This window comes from Fulvivirga ulvae, from assembly GCF_021389975.1.
GTDB classification, from domain to species: Bacteria; Bacteroidota; Bacteroidia; order Cytophagales; family Cyclobacteriaceae; genus Fulvivirga; species Fulvivirga ulvae.
This window is the reverse complement of record NZ_CP089981.1, coordinates 2,985,727-3,007,773: the sequence shown is the minus strand read 5'-3', so window position 1 is coordinate 3,007,773 and position 22,047 is coordinate 2,985,727. Positions and strand designations below refer to the sequence as shown.

Below are 22,047 nucleotides of genomic sequence, written 5' to 3'. Positions count from 1 at the left end.
CAAATATTTTAAGTGTTCTAAAATTGAACCTGAAGACCAAAGATTACTGACTTGTATTTAGGATACAGATCCAGGTCCAACCCTCTTGATAGTATGCTTCCGCCAACTTCGGGGTCAAGTCCCTCGTACTTAGTAAAGGTGAACAGGTTCTGCCCCGTCACATATAATCTCACGCGGTTGATCTTGATGTTTTCAAGTAACTCTGAAGGTACCGAATAGCCTAGTTGCACGGTTTTTACCCTGAGGTAATCCCCATCTTCCAAAAATCTTGTTGAGGCCCTGTTGTTTCTGTTGGGGTCTCCCAATATAGCTCGAGGCATATCGGTATCGGGATTTTCAGGTGTCCAGGCATTCAATGTTTCTGTCCTGAAATTTCTGCCGGTGTCCATGCTCAACAGCCTGAAGTTGTTACCGTTATAAATCTTATTACCACCTACTCCCTGAAGGAAAACATTGATATCGAAACCTTTATATTCGGCAGAAAGGTTAATGCTATACTCAAATTTCGGGATGGCTGTACCCTGGTAGATTTCGTCATCGGCATCAATAACTCCATTTCCGTCCTGGTCTACAAATCTTATATCTCCGGGTTGAGCATCTGGCTGGATGAGCTGACCATTTACACTATGTGCTTCTATCTCGGCCTGGTTTTGGAAGATTCCATCAGCCACCGGCAGGAAGTAAGCTCCCGGCTCATAACCCACCCGGGTCTGGTTTACAAAGTGGTCGGAACCAAACAAGAGTCCGGTACCATAAAGCACCTGGCTTTCATTGCTTAGTTTAGTTACTTCACTGTTGATAGTAGTAAATGTTGCAAAGGCACTGTACTTAATCTCTTTGTCATTGTTTCTATACCCCAACTCAAACTCAAAACCGCTGTTTTGAAACTCCCCAACGTTTACCACTGGGTTTCTTACTCCGGAAGAAGGTGACACTTCTTTGGTGATCAGCAGATCTTTGGTGGTACTTCTGTAGTAATTGATAGCTCCGGTAAGGCGTGACTCCATTGAGGAAAAGTCGATACCAAAGTTTGAGGCGATGTTGGTTTCCCACTGCAAGTCATCATTTTGCAGGTCTCTGGCAATACTTCCCTGGTATGATGTCTGTGGGTTCCCAAATACGTATCCGCCATTGTCCTGGCTTTTACCCTGGGCTATCAGTGCTACATAGTCATAGTATCCCAATGCACTGTCATTACCTGCCTGCCCCCAGCTATATCTAAGCTTAAGGAAGTCAAAAATGGTCTGATCTTTCATAAACCCTTCATCTATGATCTTCCAGCCCAGTGCAAAAGAGGGGAAAACGCCATACTTGTTGTTTTTACCAAATCTAGAGCTGCCGTCGCGACGCACACTGGCCTGGAACAGGTACTTGCCATCATACGCATAGTTGACCCTTCCAAACTGCGATACCAGGCTATACTCTGCATTGGTGCCGCTACCGGAATAAGTGCCATCATTGAAGGCATCCAGGGTGTTAAAATTGGGGTCTAGTATAACGGCGGGGACTTTATCTCCATTCTCATCGAGCTTGTATCCTTCAGCCTGAACATAGGTTTCTTTAAACGGTTCGTTAATTCTTTGGTATCCAGTGAGAAGTTCAAAGGCGCTTTTGCCTATTTCGAACTTGTAGTTTAAAGTGTATTCCTGGTTCAGTCTTCTGAACTCGCTGTTATATTCTGAAACAAAAGAGTATTCGTTCTCGGGGTTGTCGTCAATGTCTCTCACCTTAAAAGGTGGGTGAAAGGCATACGAATAAGTAGCAAGATTAGCCAAGGCAAAATTGGCGTTGGCATGAAGGTTTTCAATGATCTGATAGTTGAAGCCTACATTACCTAAGAAATATTTCGTCCTGGTATAATTGTCGATAAGCGCATCTTCACCTACGGGGTTGCGGTGGTCAGGCAAGTCGCCATCTCTGTAACCAAAGCCAGAGGGTTTTGAATTGTCAAATACGGGGATCAAAGGTGAAATAAAATAGGTTTCACGAACGGAGAATTTATGTTGCTCCCTGTAGGTTTCACTATAAGTAAGGTTCGTATTGACCTTTAACTTATTATACTTAAGCCCTACGTTAGCATTCAAACCTTTTTTGTTGAATTCGGAACCGATCAGAATACCGGTTTCGTCGGCCAGGTTACCACTCAGGCTATAATCAATATTTTCACTTGCACCACTTATACGAACGTTATACATCTGCAATGCTCCTTCCCGATGGGTTTCATCAACCCAGTCTGTGTTGATATTGGATGGGTTTTGCAAATACTGAGGCAATGCGACTCCGGCATTTTCATACATTTGTGTATGTACTTTTCTATAGCCCTCGGCATCCAGCAGCTCCATTTCGTTTCTAACAGTATTGATGCTGTAAGATGACCCGATCTCGATTTGAGGCTTGCCTTTTTTCCCTTCTTTGGTGGTAATGATGATGACACCATTTGCTGCCCTGGTACCGTAAATAGCACTTGAAGCCACATCTTTAAGCACTTCGATAGACTCAATATTGGCGGGATCAATGTAGTAAGGATCGGCCTGCACACCATCAATGATGTAAAGGGGCTGATTGTTTCCAAAACTGCCAATACCTCTGATAGTAACATCTACCGCTGCACCAGGACTTCCTGAAGATTGGGTTACATTAACTCCTGAAACCCTTCCCTGTAATGCTTCTGTAGGGTTGGGAGTAACTACTTTGGTGATATCCTCACTTTTTACTGTACTGATAGCACCCGTTACATCACTTTTTTTCTGAGTACCATAACCCACAACCACAACTTCCTGCAATTGCTTGATATCCGGGGTAAGGGCAACATCAATCACTGATCTTGCACTCACAGATACCTCCTCCTGCACATAACCGATGAAGCTGAATATAATGCTCGCTCCTTTACTTACCCTTAATGAGTAATTTCCATTAGCATCTGTAATGGACCCGTTTGAGGTGCCTTTTTCCAGCACCGTCACTCCCGGCAATGTTGCACCACCTTCTGCATCGGTAACTACTCCGGTTACTGATATTTCATCAGTATCCTGAGCGCACACGTTTGCAGTAACAAGGCACAACAGGGTAATACATCCTAGTATAAATTTTTCCATTAGTAAATAATTTTTGATAAAACATAGCAGTGGTAGCATCTAAAAAAGATGTCACTGTACGATGATAGATTGGCCAGATCTAATGAGTTCACTTATGAAGTGATGTTTGAATATTGGCATTCATAAATTGATTTACAAGGATTTAGCTGGTCGAGAATGAAGAAAACGATTCCGGTAACGATTGCAGAAATTATTTTATCTTTGGATAGAACACTAAAAGTTCAGATTATTAAATAATATTCGCTTTTAGATTTCTTAACAAACGGGCTTCAAAATTATGGGGAAAGGACAGGTAACGATCAGGGATATTGCATTAAAACTCAACATTTCAATTTCTACAGTTTCTAGGGCAATGCGCGGCATGGCTGATGTTAACCCGGAAACCAAGAAAAAAGTACTGGAAATGGCCAGTCAGCTTAATTATGAACCTAACCTGATAGCACAGAGCCTGCGTATCAACCGTACAAACACTATTGGTATTATAGTACCAGACGTTGAAGTACATTTTTTCAGTTCTATTGTGAGTGGTATTCAGGAAGTGGCCTCTGAGGTTAATTACAATGTTCTGTTCTGCCAATCGAATGAAAACTATCAAACGGAGCTCAACAACCTCAAAACGCTTATCGCCAGCCGTGTAGACGGACTACTGATCTCGCTTTCGAGGGAGACTGAAGATATGGAGCATTTGCTCAGGGTGCAGCGAAAAAATATCCCATTGGTTTTGTTTGACAGAATAAGTGACGACATAGATACCTCCAAAGTAAATGTGAGCGACATGGATGGAGCTTTTAAAGCTGTAAAATATCTGGTAGATACCGGGTGCAGAAGAATAGCTTACCTTGCCGGCCCGAAAAACCTGGCAATAAGCAACAAACGTATGGACGGCTACTTCAAAGCCTTACGGGTCTGTGGCATTACTCCCGATGAAAACCTGATTGTACACTGCAACTCACTTAGAGATGATGCCGGTAACGCAACTGATAAGCTGCTGGCCCTTAAAGAAAAACCAGATGGAATATTCTGTGTCAACGATCCCGTCGCACTTCAGGCGATGCAGGTTGTTAAACAACACGGTTTCAAAATTCCGGAAGACATTTCGATCATTGGCTTTACTGACGATCCGGTCTCTGCCCTGGTGGAACCTGCTTTGACTACTGTTGCGCAGCCCTCACATGAAATGGGCAAATGCGCTGCCAAACTTTTAATTGATCAGATCAAAGGGTATAATGGTGCCTCAAGGACTGTAACACTGGATACCAAATTGGTTTTGAGGGGTACTACCAGGGCTCTAAGGGAGACTTGATTTGTAGCTTGCTGAAATAGTAAAGGGATGATCGCTAAGTGGTGATCTGGGAAGTTAACTGGCGCTAACAACAATCCACATTAAGTATTCCATCATTTTGGCTTCATACTTCCTCAATCCGGCTACGAACCTCAAGTAACTGCACCTGACCTTTGTATCTCACTAAACAAAAAAGAGATGCAAAAAAGGAAATTAAGAGATCTGGAAGTATCTGCGATCGGTTATGGGTGTATGGGGCTTAGCATGGGATATGGGGAAGCTCCCGGAAAAGATGAATCGCTCCGGTTAATCCGTGCAGCCTGTGATATGGGATGTACCCTTTTTAATACCGCCGAATTTTACGGCGTTGACGGTGTAAATGAAGAATTGCTGGGCGAGGCTTTAAAAGGCGTAAGAAATGATGTGGTCATATCCACCAAATTCTGGATACCGGGAAAATGGGAAGGCACCTCAAAGCAATTAATGCAGGAGCTGAGGACTCGCCTTGAAAACTCGCTGAAAAGACTCAATACGGACCACATTGAGCTATACACCCAGGCGCGGGTCAATGACAGCATTCCATTGGAGGATGTTGCCTATTGTATGGCTGAGTTTATCAAAGAGGGTAAAATTGGTGGTTGGGGCTTGTCGCAGGCCAATGCTGACCAGGTTCTGCAAGCACATTTGGTAACTCCGCTGACCGCTATTGAAAGTGAATATTCTATGATGGAGCGGACCTTTGAAAAGGGGGTACTTCCGTTATGCAAAGATCAGAATATTGGCTTTATGGCTTTTTCTCCTTTGGCCAATGGTTTTCTATCGGGCAAGGTTGACCCGCAAACTGAGTATACAGGTATTGATGCCAGAAGGGTTATATCACGTTTTTATAAAGAAAATCAAATCGCCAATCAGCCATTACTTAGTCTGCTCCGTCAGTTTGCTGAGGCAAAAAATGCAACGCCTGCACAAATTTCACTGGCATGGATGCTGCATAAGTATGACTTTCTTGTTCCTATTCCCGGCTCGCGTAAGCTTGACAGAATCTCTGAGAACCTGCATGCCACGGATGTTGTGTTATCAGACGATGAGTTCAGCAAAATAGAAACGGAGCTTGCCAGCATTGAAATTCATGGCAACCGAACCGATGAAGACATTGCAAAACTAAGGGCGATCATTGCCCGGGAATCCGCCTCCAGCGATACCTCCGGCCCCTTTTCTAGGGACTGGCAGGCGTAAACCTGAAACGTGCGGCCTTAAAAGGGGAGGATGGCGGCTACTTATTTGGCTTGCCAACCTCTCCTTTGATTGCTTTTATTTTCTTATTTTCGGAGGGATATCTGATCTCCAAACGGAAAATGGTCATAACATTATCAGATAATGAATAAGTGATGAATACACCCAGAAAGTTTGAATCGCTGTCTGATTTTCACAGAGCATTTGGCTTGCCTCAGCCATTGCATCCGTTGATAAGTTTTGTGAATATGGAAGACATTGTTATTCCAGCCGATGTTTTTGATCACTTCATTCTGGACTTTTATAAGATCGCCTACAAGACCAATTTATGCGGACAGGCCAGGTATGGTCAAAATTATTATGATTTCGGTGAAGGTGGATTGATTTTTACTTCTCCATACCAGGTTTTTGAAACCCCTAAAAGCTCGGGTACAGGGTATATTTTTTTTATTCATCCGGATTTCCTGCTCACTTATCCATTAGCAAAAAAGATCAAACAATATGGCTTCTTTTCATATGCCGCCAATGAGGCATTGCATTTGTCAGCTCATGAAAAGGAAACGATTATGTCCATCTTTAAAATTATTGATGATGAGCTGCAGGCGAGAATAGATAAGTTCAGTCAGGACGTGGTCATATCTCAAATCGAGTTATTATTAAATTACAGCAACCGGTTTTATAACCGCCAGTTTATTACACATAAGGCCGTTTATAATGATTTACTGCAAAAGGTAGAGGAAACTTTAGATCACTACTTTCTCCATTCCAAGCCATTAAACGAAGGATTGCCCACAGTCCAGTACCTGGCTGATCAGGTAAATTTATCTCCAGGCTACCTTAGTGACCTATTGCGCTCGCTTACAGGGCAAAATGCCCAACAGCATATACATAACAAGCTGATATCAGCCGCCAAAGAAAAGCTTTCGATTACAGATGATACGATCTCAGAAATAGCCTATACCTTAGGTTTCGAGCATCCGCAGTCTTTCAGCAAATTTTTCAAAACAAAGACTAATTTTTCGCCCTTGCAATTCAGACAATCATTTTATAGTTCAGGAGAACTCTGACAGGGTTTTGAACCCTGTCAGAGTTCTCCTGAAGCTACAGGCAATGCACGCTCTTCACACAATTTTTACAATTTGATAATAGTCTATAAATATCGGTTAAGAAAGTATCAACTCTGCTCAATAATTACTCATAAATTGTAATCATATTTAATACAAGTTCAATCTAAACCAATAAAAGACCAATGATTACAATAGTGTTTACTCCTACTTAACTTTGCTAATACAGCGTTTTCAAAGTTTCACGTTAATCATTTGACCAGGCTCAAATTAATAGTTACCTGGCCAGGATAGTGTCATACCTATTCTGCTTTTGCAAGCTTTTTCTTGCTGCAAAGTAGCAGGGTTCATAAAACCTCCAATTGTCTATAGTAGCTTAATATAGCCCGGGAATATTTCGGACTCGTTAATCTATTGCCAATACAGCAACAACCTAGACCACAAATTTTAACCATCAACACGAACACCTATGAAACAGAAACAACCTTTAATCGTAATTTTACTATGCCTCTTAAGCTTAGGGGCTTTTGCGCAAATTGACCCCGGTGCGCTAAAATGTAAGGCATCGGAAATGAACAAGCAAATACTGCAAGCTTCACCGGAAGCCATGCAGGAATATCAGAAACTGGAAGAGTTTACCAAAAGCTATGTAAAGCAGCTTCGCCAAAACAAAATTGACCACAATGAAGCACTGATCGCAAGCCCGACTTACATCATACCCGTAGTGTTTCATGTATTCGGCACAAACTTCGCTGGCTCTACGGTAACACAAGCTAAAGTGGAGCAGGCTCTTCTCAAGCTTAATGAGGATTTTCAGGGTTTGAACAGCGACTTCAATACAGTGGACAGTCAGTTTGCTGGAATAAAACAATCTTTAAGCATTGAATTCAGGCTGGCCAAGATTGACCCCAACGGAAATTCGACTACAGGAGTGAAGTTTTATGGTGCACTTAATGGTTTTGGAAACGGTGGTGGCTATGATTCTCAAATCCAGCAGTATGCCTGGGACAATTACAAGTACATGAACGTCTATATTCAGCTCGACTTGTATAACGACGGTTCCACCACCAACTCTGGTGTAGCCTGGTACCCTAACACCTACATGTCGAATAACAATACTGCACGTGTGGTTTATAACGGGCGTTATCTCCATGGCAATACAAATGACGAATTTGCTTCAGTACTGACTCATGAATTTGGTCATTGGCTTAATCTGATCCATACTTTTGAAGGAGGATGCTCCTCTCCTAACGATCAGGTATCTGACACGCCGGCAGAGAACTCAAGTACGTCAAATGGTTGTTCCCCGGCCACTAATTGCTACGGACAATATATCAACTATGAAAACTATATGGGCTATAACGGAGCCAGCGGATGCTATAAAATGTATACACAGGGACAGGTTAACAGGATGCTTGCTGCACTTCAGCATCCGGCGAGACAACCGCTGTGGCAGGAATCTAACCTTATAGCAACGGGTACCTCTGATGGTGGCGGCACCACGGTAACAGCACCTTCCGGTTTATCAGCGACAGCTGCGTCATCATCACAGATAAATCTCACCTGGAATGACAACTCCAACAACGAAACCGGTTTTGCCATTGAAAGGGCTTCTGGTGGTGGAAGCTATAGCACGATTGCCAATTTAGGCGCAAATTCGACTTCATACAGTAATACCGGCCTGAGTGCAAGTACTACTTATACCTACAGGGTAAGGGCGTACTCTGGCAGCACCTATTCATCGTATTCCAATACATCATCGGCTACTACCTCCGGAGGAGGAACTTCTTATTGTACTATTTCAGGCAATGCATCTTATGAATATATCAATAAGGTAAATATCGGGAGTTTCTCAAATACTTCAGGCTCCAATTCAGGATATGGCAACTATACTTCACAAACAGCCTCTCTTGCAGCTGGAAGTAATGTTAGTGTTGTGCTTACCCCTGGTTTTTCAGGAAGTTCATATCGCGAATACTGGTCAGTATGGATTGATTATGACAAGGACAATACGTTTGAAGCTTCCGAACTGGTCATCAGCGGGCTTAACGGGACAGGGGCTGTATCTGGCAATTTCACGGTAAGCTCCACTGCCACGGGTACAACAAGAATGCGCGTGGTAATGAAATACAACAGTGCACCCACTGCTGCCTGTGGAAATATAGGAGACGGAGAAGCAGAAGACTATACAGTTACTTTTTCTGGTTCATCAAATTCGCTTGCAACACCGGGTAACATTCGCTCTGCAGGCACCTATGCTTCAGGGTTTTATGCCGGGTGGGGATTGGTATCGGGAGCCACAGGCTACGATGTTCAGCTATACTCCGGGTCCTCATGGCAAGCCCAGGGTACTTCTACAACTTACTATTTGTGGATCCCTAAGCAGGGATCTACAACCAGCTATACCTTTAGAGTAAGAGCAAAAAATAGTAGCGAAACCAGCGCATGGAGCAATTCCTTTACGGTAACTCTGCCTGCTGCCGGCCCGGATCCGTCAGGGTTAAGCCCCGATAGCTTCTCTGTATACCCTAACCCAAACAAGACGGGCCTACTTTCCTTCAATATTCCTTATACCGAAGGTGAAGATTATGTAATCAGCATATACGATGCACAAGGCAAACTGGCTGACCAGGTGAAAAACAGAAATACTCATACTATTTCACACCTGAAAAAAGGACTCTATTTAATTAAATTCAGCCAGGGTTCTTCGGAAGTTACCCAACGGCTTGTGATCGAGTAAAATTAATTATTCGGATTTGGAAGCCCTCTGCTTACCTTGCCAGGTAAAGCAGGGGGCTTTTTCTGTAAGTGTAACGCAGCCAGGGGTTCTTCTGTAAAAGGCTATCCCTATTTTCATGCTACCCCTGCGACTCATCAAACAACCTGGCCTTTCGAATAATCTCTTCAGGGGAATCCTTCGAAGGTTCTATTTTATGTGCTCCCTGTAAAAGATAAATTTGCTCTAACCAATGATTTTGTTGCCGCATCAACTGTTTCTGTTCCTTCTGATTTTGCACTATGGTATCAACCTTCCAATACCATAGCATAAATGCGCGCATTAAGAGAAAAAACAAGAAAGCTATTACTAAAATGATAATCCCATAGAATAGTGAGTCCATAACGATAAGTTTTTCTTAAATCTCCTCAATGTAGCTGCTTCACTGCTCCCTGCCCAACAGCTTTTCCCAAACATCCAAATTACTTTCCGAACGAGACCCCTTTCTCAATAATGATACTCTCTATACTTTGACAGCCTTTGTTAATCAAATAAAGTAAAGGCTTCCCGGGTTGAGAGGTCACGCAATATCCCGTAGCGCCTGGAATGACACGTCCAGCTATCTGCAATCAGGTGTTTTGACTATGAAATTGAGTAAAAACATGTACTGTTTCCCAAGGCCTTCAAAGTATGAAGCACCACGATAAGCGATATTGCTATTATCATCAACTTCGTGATCAAAAAGTAAATTTTTTAGCCTTATTTTTTGTAAATTAAGTAGTAGAGTCTTGGGGTGCCGGTTACTGCTTTTGCCAATTGCCAACTGGTTGTTACATTGTCATCTCAATACTGGAACATTAATACTTACTAACATGAAATGGACATATCAAATTGCTCAAAAATCAAAGGCGGCGGTGGCTCTGGGAATTATTTTTTTTATTATGCTCATAACCAATATTATTGACAAAAGGCACTTCTCTGCATTACAGAAGGCATTTACTACTGTATATGAAGACCGGCTAATGGTTGAAAACTATATTTATAAACTCTCTGATCTGTTCAACCAGAAAAAAATACTGATAGAAAAAAATGGTGAGTTGTCAATCCGGCTCGACAGCTCCATACAGCAGCTTATATTGAAGTATGGAAAGACTCAGCTTACAGCGGATGAGGCTGTATATTTCAAAAGGCTAAAAGCTGATATTCAGCAGTTAAATATGCTTGAGCAGGAGTATATTTCTTCTCCTGAGACTGGCGTCATCAGCAGTATAGAGCAGCACCATAAAAGCATATCAACGCACCTGGGGCTACTCTCGGACATTCAACTTGCAGAAACCAGGAGGATACTTAAAGATTCCGATCAGCTCATAGCCAGCAGCAATTTCAATTCGTACCTGGAGATCAGTTTTCTAATCGTTGTTGGTTTGCTGGTTCAGGCATTAATTTATACCTCAAAATCTTTAAAACCGAGGTTCAGACAGAACAGTCAGTTGAACTGAGTGAAGGGGCTTCAGGTTACCTGTTCAAGGCTTCGAGCTCTCCGCGATTGCCAAGCTCGGGATAAAAAGTATTGATAAATCCGTAGTTGGCGTAAGACTGTTTCATTTTAGTGCTGTCTTTCAGCATATCGTGCTTTGCACTCAAAAATTCTTCAATCTCACCCTGTTCATTCTCCATCATAAATGTTGAAGCAGCATCTATGTACAGGTCCTCAATAAATTTGCGCAATCTCAATTTTTTGAACTGAACCTCCGAAGTTACTAACGTGATATCAGCCACTTTTATATTTTCATCAAAAGCTGTACAATTCATACACACTAACCATCTGCCTTGAGGTACCAGACGATATTTCAAAGTTATTTCCTTTCCTGCGAGGCTTTCAAAGCCATCGGCATCCGTAAAGATCAGCGTATCACCACGGGTTATCCTTACCCTCATCACAGTGGTGAGGTAGTCTGAGGGCATAAGCAACTCCTCCCGGACGGATAAAATCAATGCCCGGGTTGTGATGAAGTCCAGGTCAGCCTCAATATCAGTAGAAACGTTTTGTTGAGTAGGCTCATTAACATCAATTTGCTCAACGGAGTCAGTTATTACCGTCCCTTCAACAGATGTTTCATAAGTTGACGCTTTCTGACATGAGAAACCTGCCGATACAAGCATAAAAAAAAGAAAACAGGTAGTTTTTTTTCGAATCATAGGTTACAGCATTTTCTGATAGATTTCCTTCAGATAATATTCCAAAAGGTTTTTCTTCATTAAGTCGATATCCTCATTATAGATATTCAACAGATACACCCGGTTTTCATCATCATTATGTTCAGGAAGATGTGTAGCACTGTTTTCCCTGTCACCTGCCTTAACTACCCTTAATGTATAATATTGTATTTCACTAGAAGGGTCGTATATGGTTATTTCATTGAACTTGTCATAATCAGGATTGCCTGTAAATAGCTTTACATTTTCAGGGTTGAGGAAGATATCAAAATTATTAAACCGGTAGTGTGGGTTATTGCTATCAATATTCCTGTAAGTTTTCCTGTCACCATTGGCCAAAATGAAACGCTGTATTTGCTCAAATTGCTGCACGGAAACATGCTCCGTAATATTCACATATTTATTATGGGACATTGTGAAGTTCATTGATAGGAGTGTAATAACTAAGATTTCTGTCACCGGTTGTCATCTTTTAGCTCCAGGCTATTTTTTCACGATTTCTGAGTACATCCTTTCTCTCTTCCCAGGCTTCAAACACTGCTTCGGGACTCATTTCCCTGAGGTGCTTCCATTTTATCTTCACATCCAGGTAATAGTTTTCACTGATCTCGTCAAAAAAGCTCAGGGTATCGCTTAATAGTGTATAAAGCTTATCAAAAGCCCTGATTTGTGGTATTTGTATCAGCTTTTTAATGTGCTCTTCCATGCCGAGTTCAAATAAAATAAGGGATTTGACAATATGGTACAGGGCTGCTTCTTCATCTTCTTTCAGCAGGGCCAGTCTTATCCTCAGCATTACCGGTGAGGAGTACATTCCATCTCCCTGCTCTTCAGAAGTTGCCGCCAGTGCTTCCAGCTCTTCCATCGCAGGTTTCATAATATCAGCAGGATGCACATAGCACCGTTCAAGGTATTCGGTGTAATGCATAAATACAGATGGGTTACTCTCAACCAAACTGATGTGGCCTTTGTAGCATAGCGTAGCCTGATTACGATAGTTTATTGCCTGCTCATTATCATTTTCAAAAAAGAAGATGTCGGATATATCCTCCAGGGCTGAAGCTTTGTAGTAGACCTCAAACGGTGTCTCTCCAATTTGCTCTATCAATCGCTGAAAATGTAAAACGGCGATTTCCAGTAAATCGATGCGTTTGTATTTATTACCTTCGGCATGGAAAAAATGTCCGATTTCCGTGAGCTGCATCCTGGTGGTTTTTTGTTTTTGCCATTGCCGGGCCTCATCGAGCCAGTACAGGTAGTCTTTTTCGGGAAAAAGGCTGTCGTCCATATGGTACCACTCCATATGGTCCCGAAGTCTTTTGAATGCCATAGCTATATTTACTGCAACAGCATGCGTGCTGTCATCCAAAGAAATACCGAGTGCCCTGAATTTAATTAACTCGTCAGATCTAAGCGCATGCCATTGCTTATACCGATCTTTAACATCAGCATCCGAGAGGCCTTCAAGCTTATTGCTTCTTCTGACATCGTAGGGAATATGGATCAATTGCAGGTATAAAAACCAATCACCTTCGGCAGGATCAAGGGTAATGGATGTGTTGATAAATTCCAGGGCGCGATGCCAGTTTTTATCATCAAAATGCCGGTATTCACATAGCATATTGTTGACCATTGCCAGCTGACGATAGCTCTCCTGCTGATCTTCCATGGCTTCCAGCATATTGGCCTGAATAGCTCTCTCTGCCTCATTAAAGTAATGCTCAACTTCATCGGCGTGGTTGGCTACGGCATCTTCCAGCAATATCATATAGGCCCTGCTATAAACATCCCATTGCTTCTTGCCCAATAGCATACTCATTTTTTCTGCTATGGGAAGCAATAAGGATATCCCTGCATCGGTAAGTTTTCCACAGGCAAAGTCATAATCCATTTCGCTGAATACCGAGAGGTATCCTTCCATCGCAAGGTTTTCTTTATCGCTCTTTGAGCCAGACTCCATATACCGTGCATACAAGTTATCCAGACCGTCCAAATCCCACCGGCCTGCCAGCCTCCTGATGCGGCTATGAGCAAGGCCCTTCTCGGCGTCATCATCATCAAGAAAGTAATTATTGACTTGTACATGGTCTATATTGCCCATGAGATTAGGTCCCAGCGCATGCTGGAAATACTCCTCTTCAAAACAATATGCAGTGAAGTAAACATGGAAATTGTCGTTCGCTTTCTGCTCCTTTTGAGTCTGTATGAGCCGGATATATCCTTGCTCATCCATGTATTCAATATAGCTATGGGCATTCTCCTGTTCGTCTTTTTGATATTTTGTAATAGCATAAACGGGAAAATTTCCGAAGGTGAGAGTTTTCAGCGTCAGACCATTGAGACCTGCATCTTTTAGCCGGCTTAAATACTCATTGATTTTTTCACTGCTCAGCGAAACAGCTACTACGCTCCTTTCATTTTCATAGTGGATTTCAATTACCTGCATTACATTCGCAAATTATCAGATGGCTCACTTTATCTCCACCCATTGGTTCTCTTCATCAAATTCACAATCAGGAAACGGTTGCGGCAAAACAACATATGTGCCTTCCAGCGGTTCTGAGGGTTCACCTGATTTTTTATTTACAATATAGTGACGAAAAGCCGTTTCGCTATTAGTATTGACATAATAATTCTCATCATCTTCGGAAATCTCATGATTCATATACGAATAAGGCAATCCTAAAAGCTTTTTGAGGTATGATATGGTTTGCTGCTGCTCCTTATCGGGCACAAAAAAATTATTCTGATAAAACCAATCATCAAAGGGCGAGACCTTCTTGCCGAGCAATGCTACGGAGATATCATATTCAAGGTAACTGCTTTCGGGAATATAGCGCATAAGCCTTCTGAATTTCACCTGAACGTCCTTGCTATTCACCCAAACTGAGGCTTCATAATCTTCGGGAAAGATCCGGAAGTCAAGCTGCTTATCCATTATCAGGTCCCAGGCCATTTGTATAAGTGCCTGCTTGCCCATCGACACGAGTTTATTAATGTCTTCCTGCATAGTTTCGCTTGTTGAAAGTATGTAATCCATAGATTAGAGAAGGGGAAGCCCCAACAGAAGCATTCCCCTTCTAAATTATTATAATTCAGATCATTAAAGCCGATACCAGTATATTTTTTTTAATTAAAGTTGGCCCTCCACATAGCTTGCAAGCTGCGAGTCGGAGTAAGCACTGAAAGAATCTCCAACCAGTTTTACCTTCAGGTCAAACACATCACCGTTGAACTCCATGGCTATATCATCGGCATTTTCGATGTTGGTAAGCTTAATGGCGCTCATTTTCTCCTTAAGGGCTTCTTTACCCATATCATCAACACAAATCTTCTTCAGGAAACCTTTCAGATCGCTAAACACGATGTCCAGCCTCGAAAGTGGGTAAGTATCGTAGGCTGTAAAAGTATTCCAGTCAATATCCACCTTGATGTCGTATCCTGCGATGTCTTTAATTTCTGACTCAAATGTTGGTAGTTTGTCATTTTGGATTTCTTGAGCAAGGCGTTTTTCTGCTAGTCCCATAGTTGTAAATTTTAATTTGTTGTTTTTTATACAAATCCAAATGTACTTAGGGAAGCAGGCGGATAAAACACTAGTTTTAAGGGTTTGAAGAAATCACTAGAAATAGTGATAAGATTGTAAACCAGCATGTTATGGATCAAATTCAAATATGGTGGATTCAATACCAAATGCTTTCAGTCTAATGAATTTTCCCTAAATTTTCCTTTATCAGCATGGCGGCAACCAGATCTTCAATGGCATGCCCCACTGATTTAAAGCATGTTATCTGATCATCAGAGCTTCTTCCGGCTTTGCTCCCGTTACACAGCTCTTTCAGTTCTGCCTTTATATCTTCCTTGTCAATTACTCCTTCCCGCAAAGGAATAACCAGATCGCCGGTCTCTTTCAATGCACCCTGGTAAGTATCTACATAGATACATGCCCTTTTTACAACGTTGTCATCAGCCTCCCTCATATCAGGGCGATAAGCACCTACCAGGTCAACGTGCTGACCGGGCCTGAGCCATTCTCCCAAAATAAGTGGCGTTTTGCTAAGTGTTGCACAGCTTACTATATCAACCTCGCCTATGACCTCCTCAATAGAGTCAATTGCAGTATAAGATGAACCCGGCAGGCTGATCTCACTGCATAACTGTTCTGCTTTGCTAACATCACGTCCCCATACAAACACTTTGCTGATCGGCCTGACTGCACGATGGGCCATAATCAGATGCGGGGCAAGTGCGCCTGTACCGATCATAAGCAGGCTGTGGCTGTCCTTGCGGGAAAGAAACCGGGAAGCCAGTGCAGACGCTGCCGCTGTTCTACGCACCGTTAGTTCTTTCGCATCCAGTATTAACTCCGTCTGGCCCGTTGTAGCATTGTTAAGAATATACAGTCCCTGGATTGACGGTAAGTTATAAAGATCATTAAAGGGTGAAACCGATACCATTTTTACTCCCAATGATTCGCCCTCAAGCCACGCCGGCATTAAAAGTAACGTGGATTCCCTGTCTTTACCCGGAACGGTATAGTCATGGTGATGACGCATGGGAGCACGGACTTCAAATCTTTTAAAGGCTTCGTGCAGTTTGTCTACCAGGGCGTCAGGCTGAAGTGTTTTTGCAATGGTATGGCTATCTATAAATTTCATATATGTATAAGGGTGTTTATCCGCGATCATATCAAGTTCGTTGCAATCTGCATTGATATGATCAGAGAGTTTAGAGTTTTCTGATTGTACCAGGTTTATCAGTGACCAAATTAGCACGAACCAAGCGTCTACCTTATTACTATCTAAACAGATTTCAATACTATTTTAACTTCCCCGGCTGAACCGGCAGTGTATTAAGTTAAGGTTTTTGATTCGATTTTACGTCACTATCAGCCGGGCGCATTCAAGGCCGCCCGATATATTTCCAACAGCAATAAAACCAAGGGGTTAAAAAACAAAGATAGACGGGCACCGGCTGAAGTAAAGGAGAAGCCTCAACGCATAGCGGAAAACAAGAGAAACTCACCATGATGCATCATGAAATAAAAAGTAAGGTTGTACCAAAGCCCAAAAGACTCCGGCACAACCCATACACACCGACTAATTAATTTCCATTAACTTCAAATTCCACTATCCTGGTGTAGTTATCTATGCCCGGATCGGTGATCAGCAATGCCACATACCTCGCAGTGAGGTTGACCGTATAGGTATTGCTATTGGCCTGAGCACTGTTATTGGCATTTACAATAGTGTACCATGGCCCCGTAAAAGAGTTGCTGTACTGGATCTGGTAAGCCCGGGTATTTGACGAGACAGGCTCTCCTACACTACCGGCATGAAAGACTTTAAATTCTTTGATGTTGCGCAGGGAACCCAGGTCAAGGGTCATCCAGGATGTTTGAGTACTTCCGTTGCTTACCCATTTGGTATAGCCGGTATAGCCTCCGTCATAGGCCTTGTTACAATCGTATTGACTGCTGTATGCTGAGCTTCTGTCACAGTTTATGGCACTTCTGGCCCAGTTGGTCATTGTTCCGCCGCCTCCGATATCCGGGCAGTTACCAACACTTGAACCTAAGCCTCCCAGTATGCCAATACGGCTGTTTTGCGTGGCAGGAGGGTTCACATCATAACACGGCCAGTTGCGATAGTTAAAAACTTCTATATGAAGATGGCAGCTCCCCCAACAGTTGTTTCCATTGGGATTACCGGTAGAGAATGTAGTACCTATTTTTACCGGTCCGTTAAGGTTTAGCACTGTACCTACACTATACACCACATCGCTGGCCAGGTGTGCATATAAAATCCAGCCGAGTTGGTACTCCACACCATTATAAACTCCTATAATCTCCCATTTCTGGGTATATCCTCCCTGGTTGTACCCACCGCTTTTGCAGGCATAGCCAAACTCCAGTAACCTGGCCTTTAACGACTGGGGTGCCTGTCCTCCGGGGTATTGTATGGCATTTACGTCAAGGTATACATTTTTGTGGCAGGAAATAAAGTTGCCAAAATCAGCCACGGAATTGCCGTTATCCAGCCAGAAGTCTCCTGACCAGTCACCATACCAGTATATGCCATGTGCCGGAGGGCCCCAGTAGCTTGTGGTTTCCGTTTTTCCGTTATAAGGGCTGTTTACTGAGACTGCCAGGCCATAAGGATTATCTGTCCGCCCTGTTGGTGATTTTTTATCTCCTTTATAATAGTCGCTTTCAACGCTTTCGATCAGCAGGTCTTCATGAACCGGAGCCGGCGGCTTGTTATCTCCTTCCCCGCCTCTGTCCCCAGGCAGTACCGACGTAGCTCCATCCAGATGATCTCCGGGCTGCTCTCGGTTAAGGTCACCTTCCTGTTCACTACACGACGCCAGCAGCATACACATAGCTGCAATTGCACTCTTAAATAGATTTTTCATAATGAAGTTGGTTTAGTTTAAAAATTGGTTTTGAAAATCAATCGAAACGGTTTGTGGTAATAACCTGCAGCGAAACACGGGATAACATGCCGGATTTAGAAAAAAAGTACTAGGACATTACTAGTACTGACCCAAGAAAACCTTGTTAAAAGAGGTAAAACATGGCGAAAGAGGTAATAAGCATGACATCCTTGGGTATTTTCTGTCTTATGATAGATACAGGCAGGGAAAAGCAGGTACGCTAATGGAATAGTCCCGTAATTGTCAACGCATGCTAAATAAAATTAACCCTAAACCTACCCCTGAGTTTCAAAATGAAATTAACTTACATCCTATGTTTGTTGTTTATAGTTTCCATCCCTGCTGCCGGCCAAAGTCAAAAGGACAGTCTTTTGGCTGCCTTGCCTACATCCACCGATACCGGCAGGGTACTTATCTATCATGAGCTGGCCAGGCTATATAGCCATGGGTCTACGGATTCAGCCCTCCATTATACCAACCTGGCACTTTCGGAAAGTGAAAAAGCGGACTATGAAGGTGGCAGGGTGCGTTCTTACTGGATCTTGGGATTGTTGTATTCCAACCAGGGAGATTTTCCCAGGTCAATAGCGTACTGCAAAAAGACGCTACCTCTTCTTAAAGACAGCCTTCAGATCGGCAGTGTGCTTAACAATCTTGGAGGAGCATATTTTGACATGGGCGCCTGGGACGAAGGTATTAAATATTTTATACAGTCGCTCCGTATTAAGGAAAGGCATGGTGCGTCAAAACGGCAGTTGGCAGCAGCGTATCAAAACCTGGGTGCGTGCTATCAGACAATTGGTGACCTTAATGCAGCACTACGCTATTCTCATGACGCTTATAATCTCTATGGCGAAATTGACAATAAGCTTAAGCAGGGAGATGTAATGATGAATATAGCCCTCATCTACCAGGGGCAAAACAACATACTTCAGGCAAGGGAGGCCTTCTCCAAAACAATCACTTTACAGCAAGAGATCGATAACCTTAAGGGGCTTTCCAATACCTACAGTGGTGTGGGGGTGCTGATGCATTTGCAGAAAGAGTATGATAGTGCATTATACTTTCTAGGGCAATCTCTCAATCTTGCCGACTCCGTGCAGAATTATCATTATACAATTATGTCCACGGTCAACATTGCCGGAGTCTGGTATGACAAAGGTGATTACCAAAAGTCGATAGACCTTACTAAATCGGCAATTGCCGGACTTGACTCTTTACCTGCCCTCAAGTTGCTGAGAGATTCGTACGAGATCCAGGCCAAAGCATATGACAAGCTGGGAATGGTAAGAGAAGCTCTAACCAGCTATAAGCACTTCTACAATGTGCGGGACAGCCTGCTTAATAAGGAGAAGCTCCAGGATATTCATGAAATGAAGCTGCAGTATGAGACTGAAAAAAAGGAGATTACGATGGACAAACTGAAGGCCGAGATCCTGGCCAAAAGGGCTCAGGCCAGAACATCTGCATTTATGGCGCTGCTTTGTTTTCTGGGCATTGTAGCACTGGTATACATCCTATACCTTCGCTCAAAGTTGCATAAACAGCGGCTGGCAAGGCTGGAAGCTGAGAAAAAGCAAAAGCAATATGAACTGGAAATGAAGGAGCAGGAGCTATCCGGCCTTAGTATGAACATGCTGGTAAAAACGAATACTCTCAAGCTTATCAAGGAAAAAATATCCAATGCCAAAGGTTCTTATAACGCGGAAGCTATTAAGGCCATAGATAACAACCTGAAGTTTGATAAGGAATGGGATGTGTTCAAGTTGCACTTTGAAAAAGTACATCAGGGATTTTTTGACAGACTTTCCAAAACCTGCCCTAACATCACTCCCAATGAGCAGAAGCTATGTGCTTATCTAAAAATGAACTTTTCGACCAAAGAGGTATCCAAGATTGCCAATGTATCAGTAAGTGCAGTAGATAAGTCACGGCAGCGGCTCAGAAAAAAGCTCAATATCGACTCAAAGGAAAATCTGGTATCGTTTATTCAGGGAATATGATCGCTGCTTCGCAACTATTGAGCTGCCTTTAAAAGGCTGGTATATGGGAAAGCCGGAGGGCAGAGGGTATATGATTTCTCAGAGTGGCCTCCTCTACGCCTTCTGAATTCCGACGGGTTATTTCTAATCTTCAGAAATACTGGCATGAAGCTGGTCCAGAATATCTTCAACGGATTCATTTTCACCAAGTTCCAGTTTCTTCTTCAGTCGATGGCGTGATTTTTTTACGCTTTCCGGTGTGATCCCCAGGATTGACGCCGTTTCTTTTATAGTCAGTTTCATTTTTATTAAAGCAGCCTGACGTATTTCCGCCGTGGTCAGGTTAGGGTAATGATACCTTAACGAGGCCATGAAATTTGGGTAAACATCTTCAAAAGCCTTCTTAAAATTTTCCCAGTCGTCATCTGTTACTATGTTAAACTGAAGTACCCTGTTAAACTTTTTGATCTTCACATCGTGGGTTGCATTTTGCTTAAAAATCTGCAATTCTTTATTAACCTTTTCTACCAGTTCAGATTTTTCCTTCAGGTTGCGTACGCTATAATTCAACAATTGCCTTTTATTCTCAAGGCGCTTTTTCATAAGCAGATGTCTTCTGTTAAAAATCAGAAACCCGATGATCAACAGGGCAACCAAAACACCGATCAGGGCATTTCTTCTTAATAAATTCGCCGTATGACGTTCATCAATAATCTCCATATTGAGCTTATGCTTCATTCTTTCCATGGCCTTCACATTTTCCACATTCTTCAGGCTATCATGAAGGTTTATATACTTGGCCTGGTATTCATAGGCTTTTTTATAGTCGCCCATGCTTTGAAGCGCCGAATGGAGGCGTTCGTAGCAATCTGAGATGTCGTGTTTTGAACCTGCAAGACTGGCAAAATGCAGCGCCTTTTCTGCTGATACCAGTGCCTCCTGAGGATGCTCCTGGGCCAGGTAGATCGCACTCATTACGCAATGAACACGAGAAAGAAGAATAATGCTTTCTTTTTTGGTAGCGTACTCAAGGGCTAACTTTTGATACTCCAGGGCCTTATCAAGTTCACCCTCTTTATAGTAGAGCTTGCCCATAGCATTATATACGCTGCCTAATCTGATTTCAATATTATCCTCTTTTGCCAGTTTAAAGGCTTTATTGTAATATTCGAGGGCCAGCGCATTGTTTTCGACATCAGCATGGATATAAGCGATGTTTTCTAATAACAGCCCCTCCATGTATCTATCCTTTAACGATTGCCATAAGATGAGCGATTGCTCATAATACTCCAGGGCCTCCTTATCCTGGTCAAGGGATTCATGAACAAGCCCCAGGAAATTATAGCATTTGGCCATCCTTTGTATGTCGTTACTTTTCTTACACTTTTCCAAAGCATCATACAGGTACTCCAGAGCCTTCAGGCTATTTCCTGAATGATCATAATGATATGCCAGCACAAAATCCACCTCGATTAGCCCCGTGGAATAGTCTGCTTTTTTTGATATTTCCACTGCCTCGTTAGTATACTTAAAAATCTCACCTGTGGAGTAATATGTCTGAATGTTGGCCATTTCAATAAGTGCATTGACTCTGACCGTATCCTCGGCGGGCAGTCCTTCCAAAACTATTTGCATGCTATCGATCTCGCGAATGTACTTCTGCGAAATAACAGGGGGACTATAAAAACAACAGGCTAAAATTAAAATTATGGCATTGGACACGGTAATTCTATCCAATAAACACTTCACTTTGGAGATATAAGATGGTGCAGTACTACTGCTGTTTTGATGGAGCGTAATCAATATTTTCATTTAATTTAAAAAAGTATCCGTTGTGTTATCAACACACTTTCCAAAAAACCACCTCTAGAGGTAATTAGCTAATTATTAGTAATAAATTCAAGTAAAACCAGCTTTATAATTAGCTGCCCTAATGCCTGCCAAAACCCCCTCCGTTTTGGTTGACAGACTTTTCTTACCCCATACCATAGTCAACACCCTGTTTCCGGAAATGGTTTGTCTG

General features: G+C 42.6%; 16 protein-coding genes. 6 read left to right on the top strand and 10 right to left on the bottom strand.

The features are described from left to right. Positions 1 to 17: 17 nt before the first annotated feature. Complete coding sequence (locus LVD17_RS12575) at positions 18 to 3,095, bottom strand: SusC/RagA family TonB-linked outer membrane protein (RefSeq protein ID WP_233767231.1); 3,078 nt, start codon at positions 3,093 to 3,095, stop codon at positions 18 to 20. A gap of 277 nt (positions 3,096 to 3,372) precedes the next feature. Here LVD17_RS12575 and LVD17_RS12570 point away from each other — a divergent pair, with 277 nt between their 5' ends. From LVD17_RS12570 to LVD17_RS12555, 4 genes are all read left to right on the top strand, one after another. Beyond that, positions 3,373 to 4,398, top strand: coding sequence for a LacI family DNA-binding transcriptional regulator (locus LVD17_RS12570; RefSeq protein ID WP_233767229.1), 1,026 nt, complete (start codon positions 3,373 to 3,375; stop codon positions 4,396 to 4,398). Positions 4,399 to 4,575: 177 nt separating this feature from the next. Beyond that, positions 4,576 to 5,613, top strand: coding sequence for an aldo/keto reductase (locus tag LVD17_RS12565; RefSeq protein WP_233767228.1), 1,038 nt, complete (start codon positions 4,576 to 4,578; stop codon positions 5,611 to 5,613). 152 nt (positions 5,614 to 5,765) lie between these two features. Beyond that, on the top strand, positions 5,766 to 6,677 hold the full coding sequence (locus LVD17_RS12560) for a helix-turn-helix domain-containing protein (RefSeq protein WP_233767227.1): 912 nt from the start codon (positions 5,766 to 5,768) through the stop codon (positions 6,675 to 6,677). Positions 6,678 to 7,143: 466 nt separating this feature from the next. After that, positions 7,144 to 9,414, top strand: a complete 2,271-nt coding sequence (locus LVD17_RS12555; RefSeq protein WP_233767225.1) for a zinc-dependent metalloprotease — start codon at positions 7,144 to 7,146, stop codon at positions 9,412 to 9,414. Positions 9,415 to 9,532: 118 nt separating this feature from the next. Here the strand turns inward: LVD17_RS12555 and LVD17_RS12550 are convergent, their stop codons facing one another. Further along, positions 9,533 to 9,793 carry a hypothetical protein gene (locus LVD17_RS12550; RefSeq protein WP_233767224.1) on the bottom strand — a complete coding sequence of 87 codons (261 nt, stop codon included), beginning with the start codon at positions 9,791 to 9,793 and terminating at the stop codon, positions 9,533 to 9,535. Positions 9,794 to 10,262: 469 nt separating this feature from the next. On the opposite strand from LVD17_RS12550, the gene LVD17_RS12545 reads away from it, so the two are divergent. Continuing rightward, a complete protein-coding gene (locus LVD17_RS12545) occupies positions 10,263 to 10,889 on the top strand; it encodes an MCP four helix bundle domain-containing protein (protein ID WP_233767222.1) in 627 nt (208 codons plus the stop codon). Between the two features lie 16 nt (positions 10,890 to 10,905). On the opposite strand, the gene LVD17_RS12540 is transcribed toward LVD17_RS12545, so the two are convergent. The 7 genes from LVD17_RS12540 to LVD17_RS12510 all read right to left on the bottom strand — a co-directional run bounded on the left by LVD17_RS12540 (position 10,906) and on the right by LVD17_RS12510 (position 18,021). Beyond that, positions 10,906 to 11,589: a hypothetical protein gene (locus LVD17_RS12540; RefSeq protein ID WP_233767220.1), complete on the bottom strand. Its 684-nt coding sequence runs from the start codon at positions 11,587 to 11,589 to the stop codon at positions 10,906 to 10,908. A gap of 3 nt (positions 11,590 to 11,592) precedes the next feature. Continuing rightward, positions 11,593 to 12,033, bottom strand: coding sequence for a hypothetical protein (locus tag LVD17_RS12535; RefSeq protein WP_233767218.1), 441 nt, complete (start codon positions 12,031 to 12,033; stop codon positions 11,593 to 11,595). 46 nt (positions 12,034 to 12,079) lie between these two features. After that, entirely contained in the window at positions 12,080 to 14,053 is a 1,974-nt protein-coding gene (locus LVD17_RS12530; RefSeq protein ID WP_233767216.1) for a hypothetical protein, read from the bottom strand. A gap of 24 nt (positions 14,054 to 14,077) precedes the next feature. Beyond that, the gene (locus tag LVD17_RS12525; RefSeq protein WP_233767214.1) at positions 14,078 to 14,647 is read right to left on the bottom strand and encodes a hypothetical protein; all 570 of its coding nucleotides are present in this window, start codon (positions 14,645 to 14,647) and stop codon (positions 14,078 to 14,080) included. A gap of 93 nt (positions 14,648 to 14,740) precedes the next feature. Beyond that, positions 14,741 to 15,133: a hypothetical protein gene (locus tag LVD17_RS12520; protein ID WP_233767213.1), complete on the bottom strand. Its 393-nt coding sequence runs from the start codon at positions 15,131 to 15,133 to the stop codon at positions 14,741 to 14,743. A 178-nt stretch (positions 15,134 to 15,311) separates the two neighbouring features. After that, entirely contained in the window at positions 15,312 to 16,265 is a 954-nt protein-coding gene (lhpI, locus tag LVD17_RS12515) for a bifunctional Delta(1)-pyrroline-2-carboxylate/Delta(1)-piperideine-2-carboxylate reductase (RefSeq protein WP_233767211.1), read from the bottom strand. Between the two features lie 445 nt (positions 16,266 to 16,710). Beyond that, the gene (locus LVD17_RS12510) at positions 16,711 to 18,021 is read right to left on the bottom strand and encodes a discoidin domain-containing protein (protein ID WP_233767209.1); all 1,311 of its coding nucleotides are present in this window, start codon (positions 18,019 to 18,021) and stop codon (positions 16,711 to 16,713) included. Between the two features lie 314 nt (positions 18,022 to 18,335). Between LVD17_RS12510 and LVD17_RS12505 the strand changes: the two genes are divergently transcribed. After that, positions 18,336 to 20,045: a tetratricopeptide repeat protein gene (locus LVD17_RS12505; protein ID WP_233767207.1), complete on the top strand. Its 1,710-nt coding sequence runs from the start codon at positions 18,336 to 18,338 to the stop codon at positions 20,043 to 20,045. Between the two features lie 123 nt (positions 20,046 to 20,168). On the opposite strand, the gene LVD17_RS12500 is transcribed toward LVD17_RS12505, so the two are convergent. Next, positions 20,169 to 21,836 (bottom strand): tetratricopeptide repeat protein, encoded by a 1,668-nt coding sequence (locus tag LVD17_RS12500; protein ID WP_233767206.1) that lies wholly within the window; start codon positions 21,834 to 21,836, stop codon positions 20,169 to 20,171. Between the last annotated feature and the right edge of the window lie 211 nt (positions 21,837 to 22,047).

What these genes read in the sequence shown, in the direction of transcription:
- LVD17_RS12575 (WP_233767231.1), bottom strand. Translation starts at nt 3,095, where the DNA reads ATGGAAAAATTTATACTAGGATGTATTACCCTGTTGTGCCTTGTTACT.
- LVD17_RS12570 (WP_233767229.1), top strand. Translation starts at nt 3,373, where the DNA reads ATGGGGAAAGGACAGGTAACGATCAGGGATATTGCATTAAAACTCAAC.
- LVD17_RS12565 (WP_233767228.1), top strand. Translation starts at nt 4,576, where the DNA reads ATGCAAAAAAGGAAATTAAGAGATCTGGAAGTATCTGCGATCGGTTAT.
- LVD17_RS12560 (WP_233767227.1), top strand. Translation starts at nt 5,766, where the DNA reads ATGAATACACCCAGAAAGTTTGAATCGCTGTCTGATTTTCACAGAGCA.
- LVD17_RS12555 (WP_233767225.1), top strand. Translation starts at nt 7,144, where the DNA reads ATGAAACAGAAACAACCTTTAATCGTAATTTTACTATGCCTCTTAAGC.
- LVD17_RS12550 (WP_233767224.1), bottom strand. Translation starts at nt 9,793, where the DNA reads ATGGACTCACTATTCTATGGGATTATCATTTTAGTAATAGCTTTCTTG.
- LVD17_RS12545 (WP_233767222.1), top strand. Translation starts at nt 10,263, where the DNA reads ATGAAATGGACATATCAAATTGCTCAAAAATCAAAGGCGGCGGTGGCT.
- LVD17_RS12540 (WP_233767220.1), bottom strand. Translation starts at nt 11,589, where the DNA reads ATGATTCGAAAAAAAACTACCTGTTTTCTTTTTTTTATGCTTGTATCG.
- LVD17_RS12535 (WP_233767218.1), bottom strand. Translation starts at nt 12,033, where the DNA reads ATGAACTTCACAATGTCCCATAATAAATATGTGAATATTACGGAGCAT.
- LVD17_RS12530 (WP_233767216.1), bottom strand. Translation starts at nt 14,053, where the DNA reads ATGCAGGTAATTGAAATCCACTATGAAAATGAAAGGAGCGTAGTAGCT.
- LVD17_RS12525 (WP_233767214.1), bottom strand. Translation starts at nt 14,647, where the DNA reads ATGGATTACATACTTTCAACAAGCGAAACTATGCAGGAAGACATTAAT.
- LVD17_RS12520 (WP_233767213.1), bottom strand. Translation starts at nt 15,133, where the DNA reads ATGGGACTAGCAGAAAAACGCCTTGCTCAAGAAATCCAAAATGACAAA.
- lhpI (WP_233767211.1), bottom strand. Translation starts at nt 16,265, where the DNA reads ATGAAATTTATAGATAGCCATACCATTGCAAAAACACTTCAGCCTGAC.
- LVD17_RS12510 (WP_233767209.1), bottom strand. Translation starts at nt 18,021, where the DNA reads ATGAAAAATCTATTTAAGAGTGCAATTGCAGCTATGTGTATGCTGCTG.
- LVD17_RS12505 (WP_233767207.1), top strand. Translation starts at nt 18,336, where the DNA reads ATGAAATTAACTTACATCCTATGTTTGTTGTTTATAGTTTCCATCCCT.
- LVD17_RS12500 (WP_233767206.1), bottom strand. Translation starts at nt 21,836, where the DNA reads ATGAAAATATTGATTACGCTCCATCAAAACAGCAGTAGTACTGCACCA.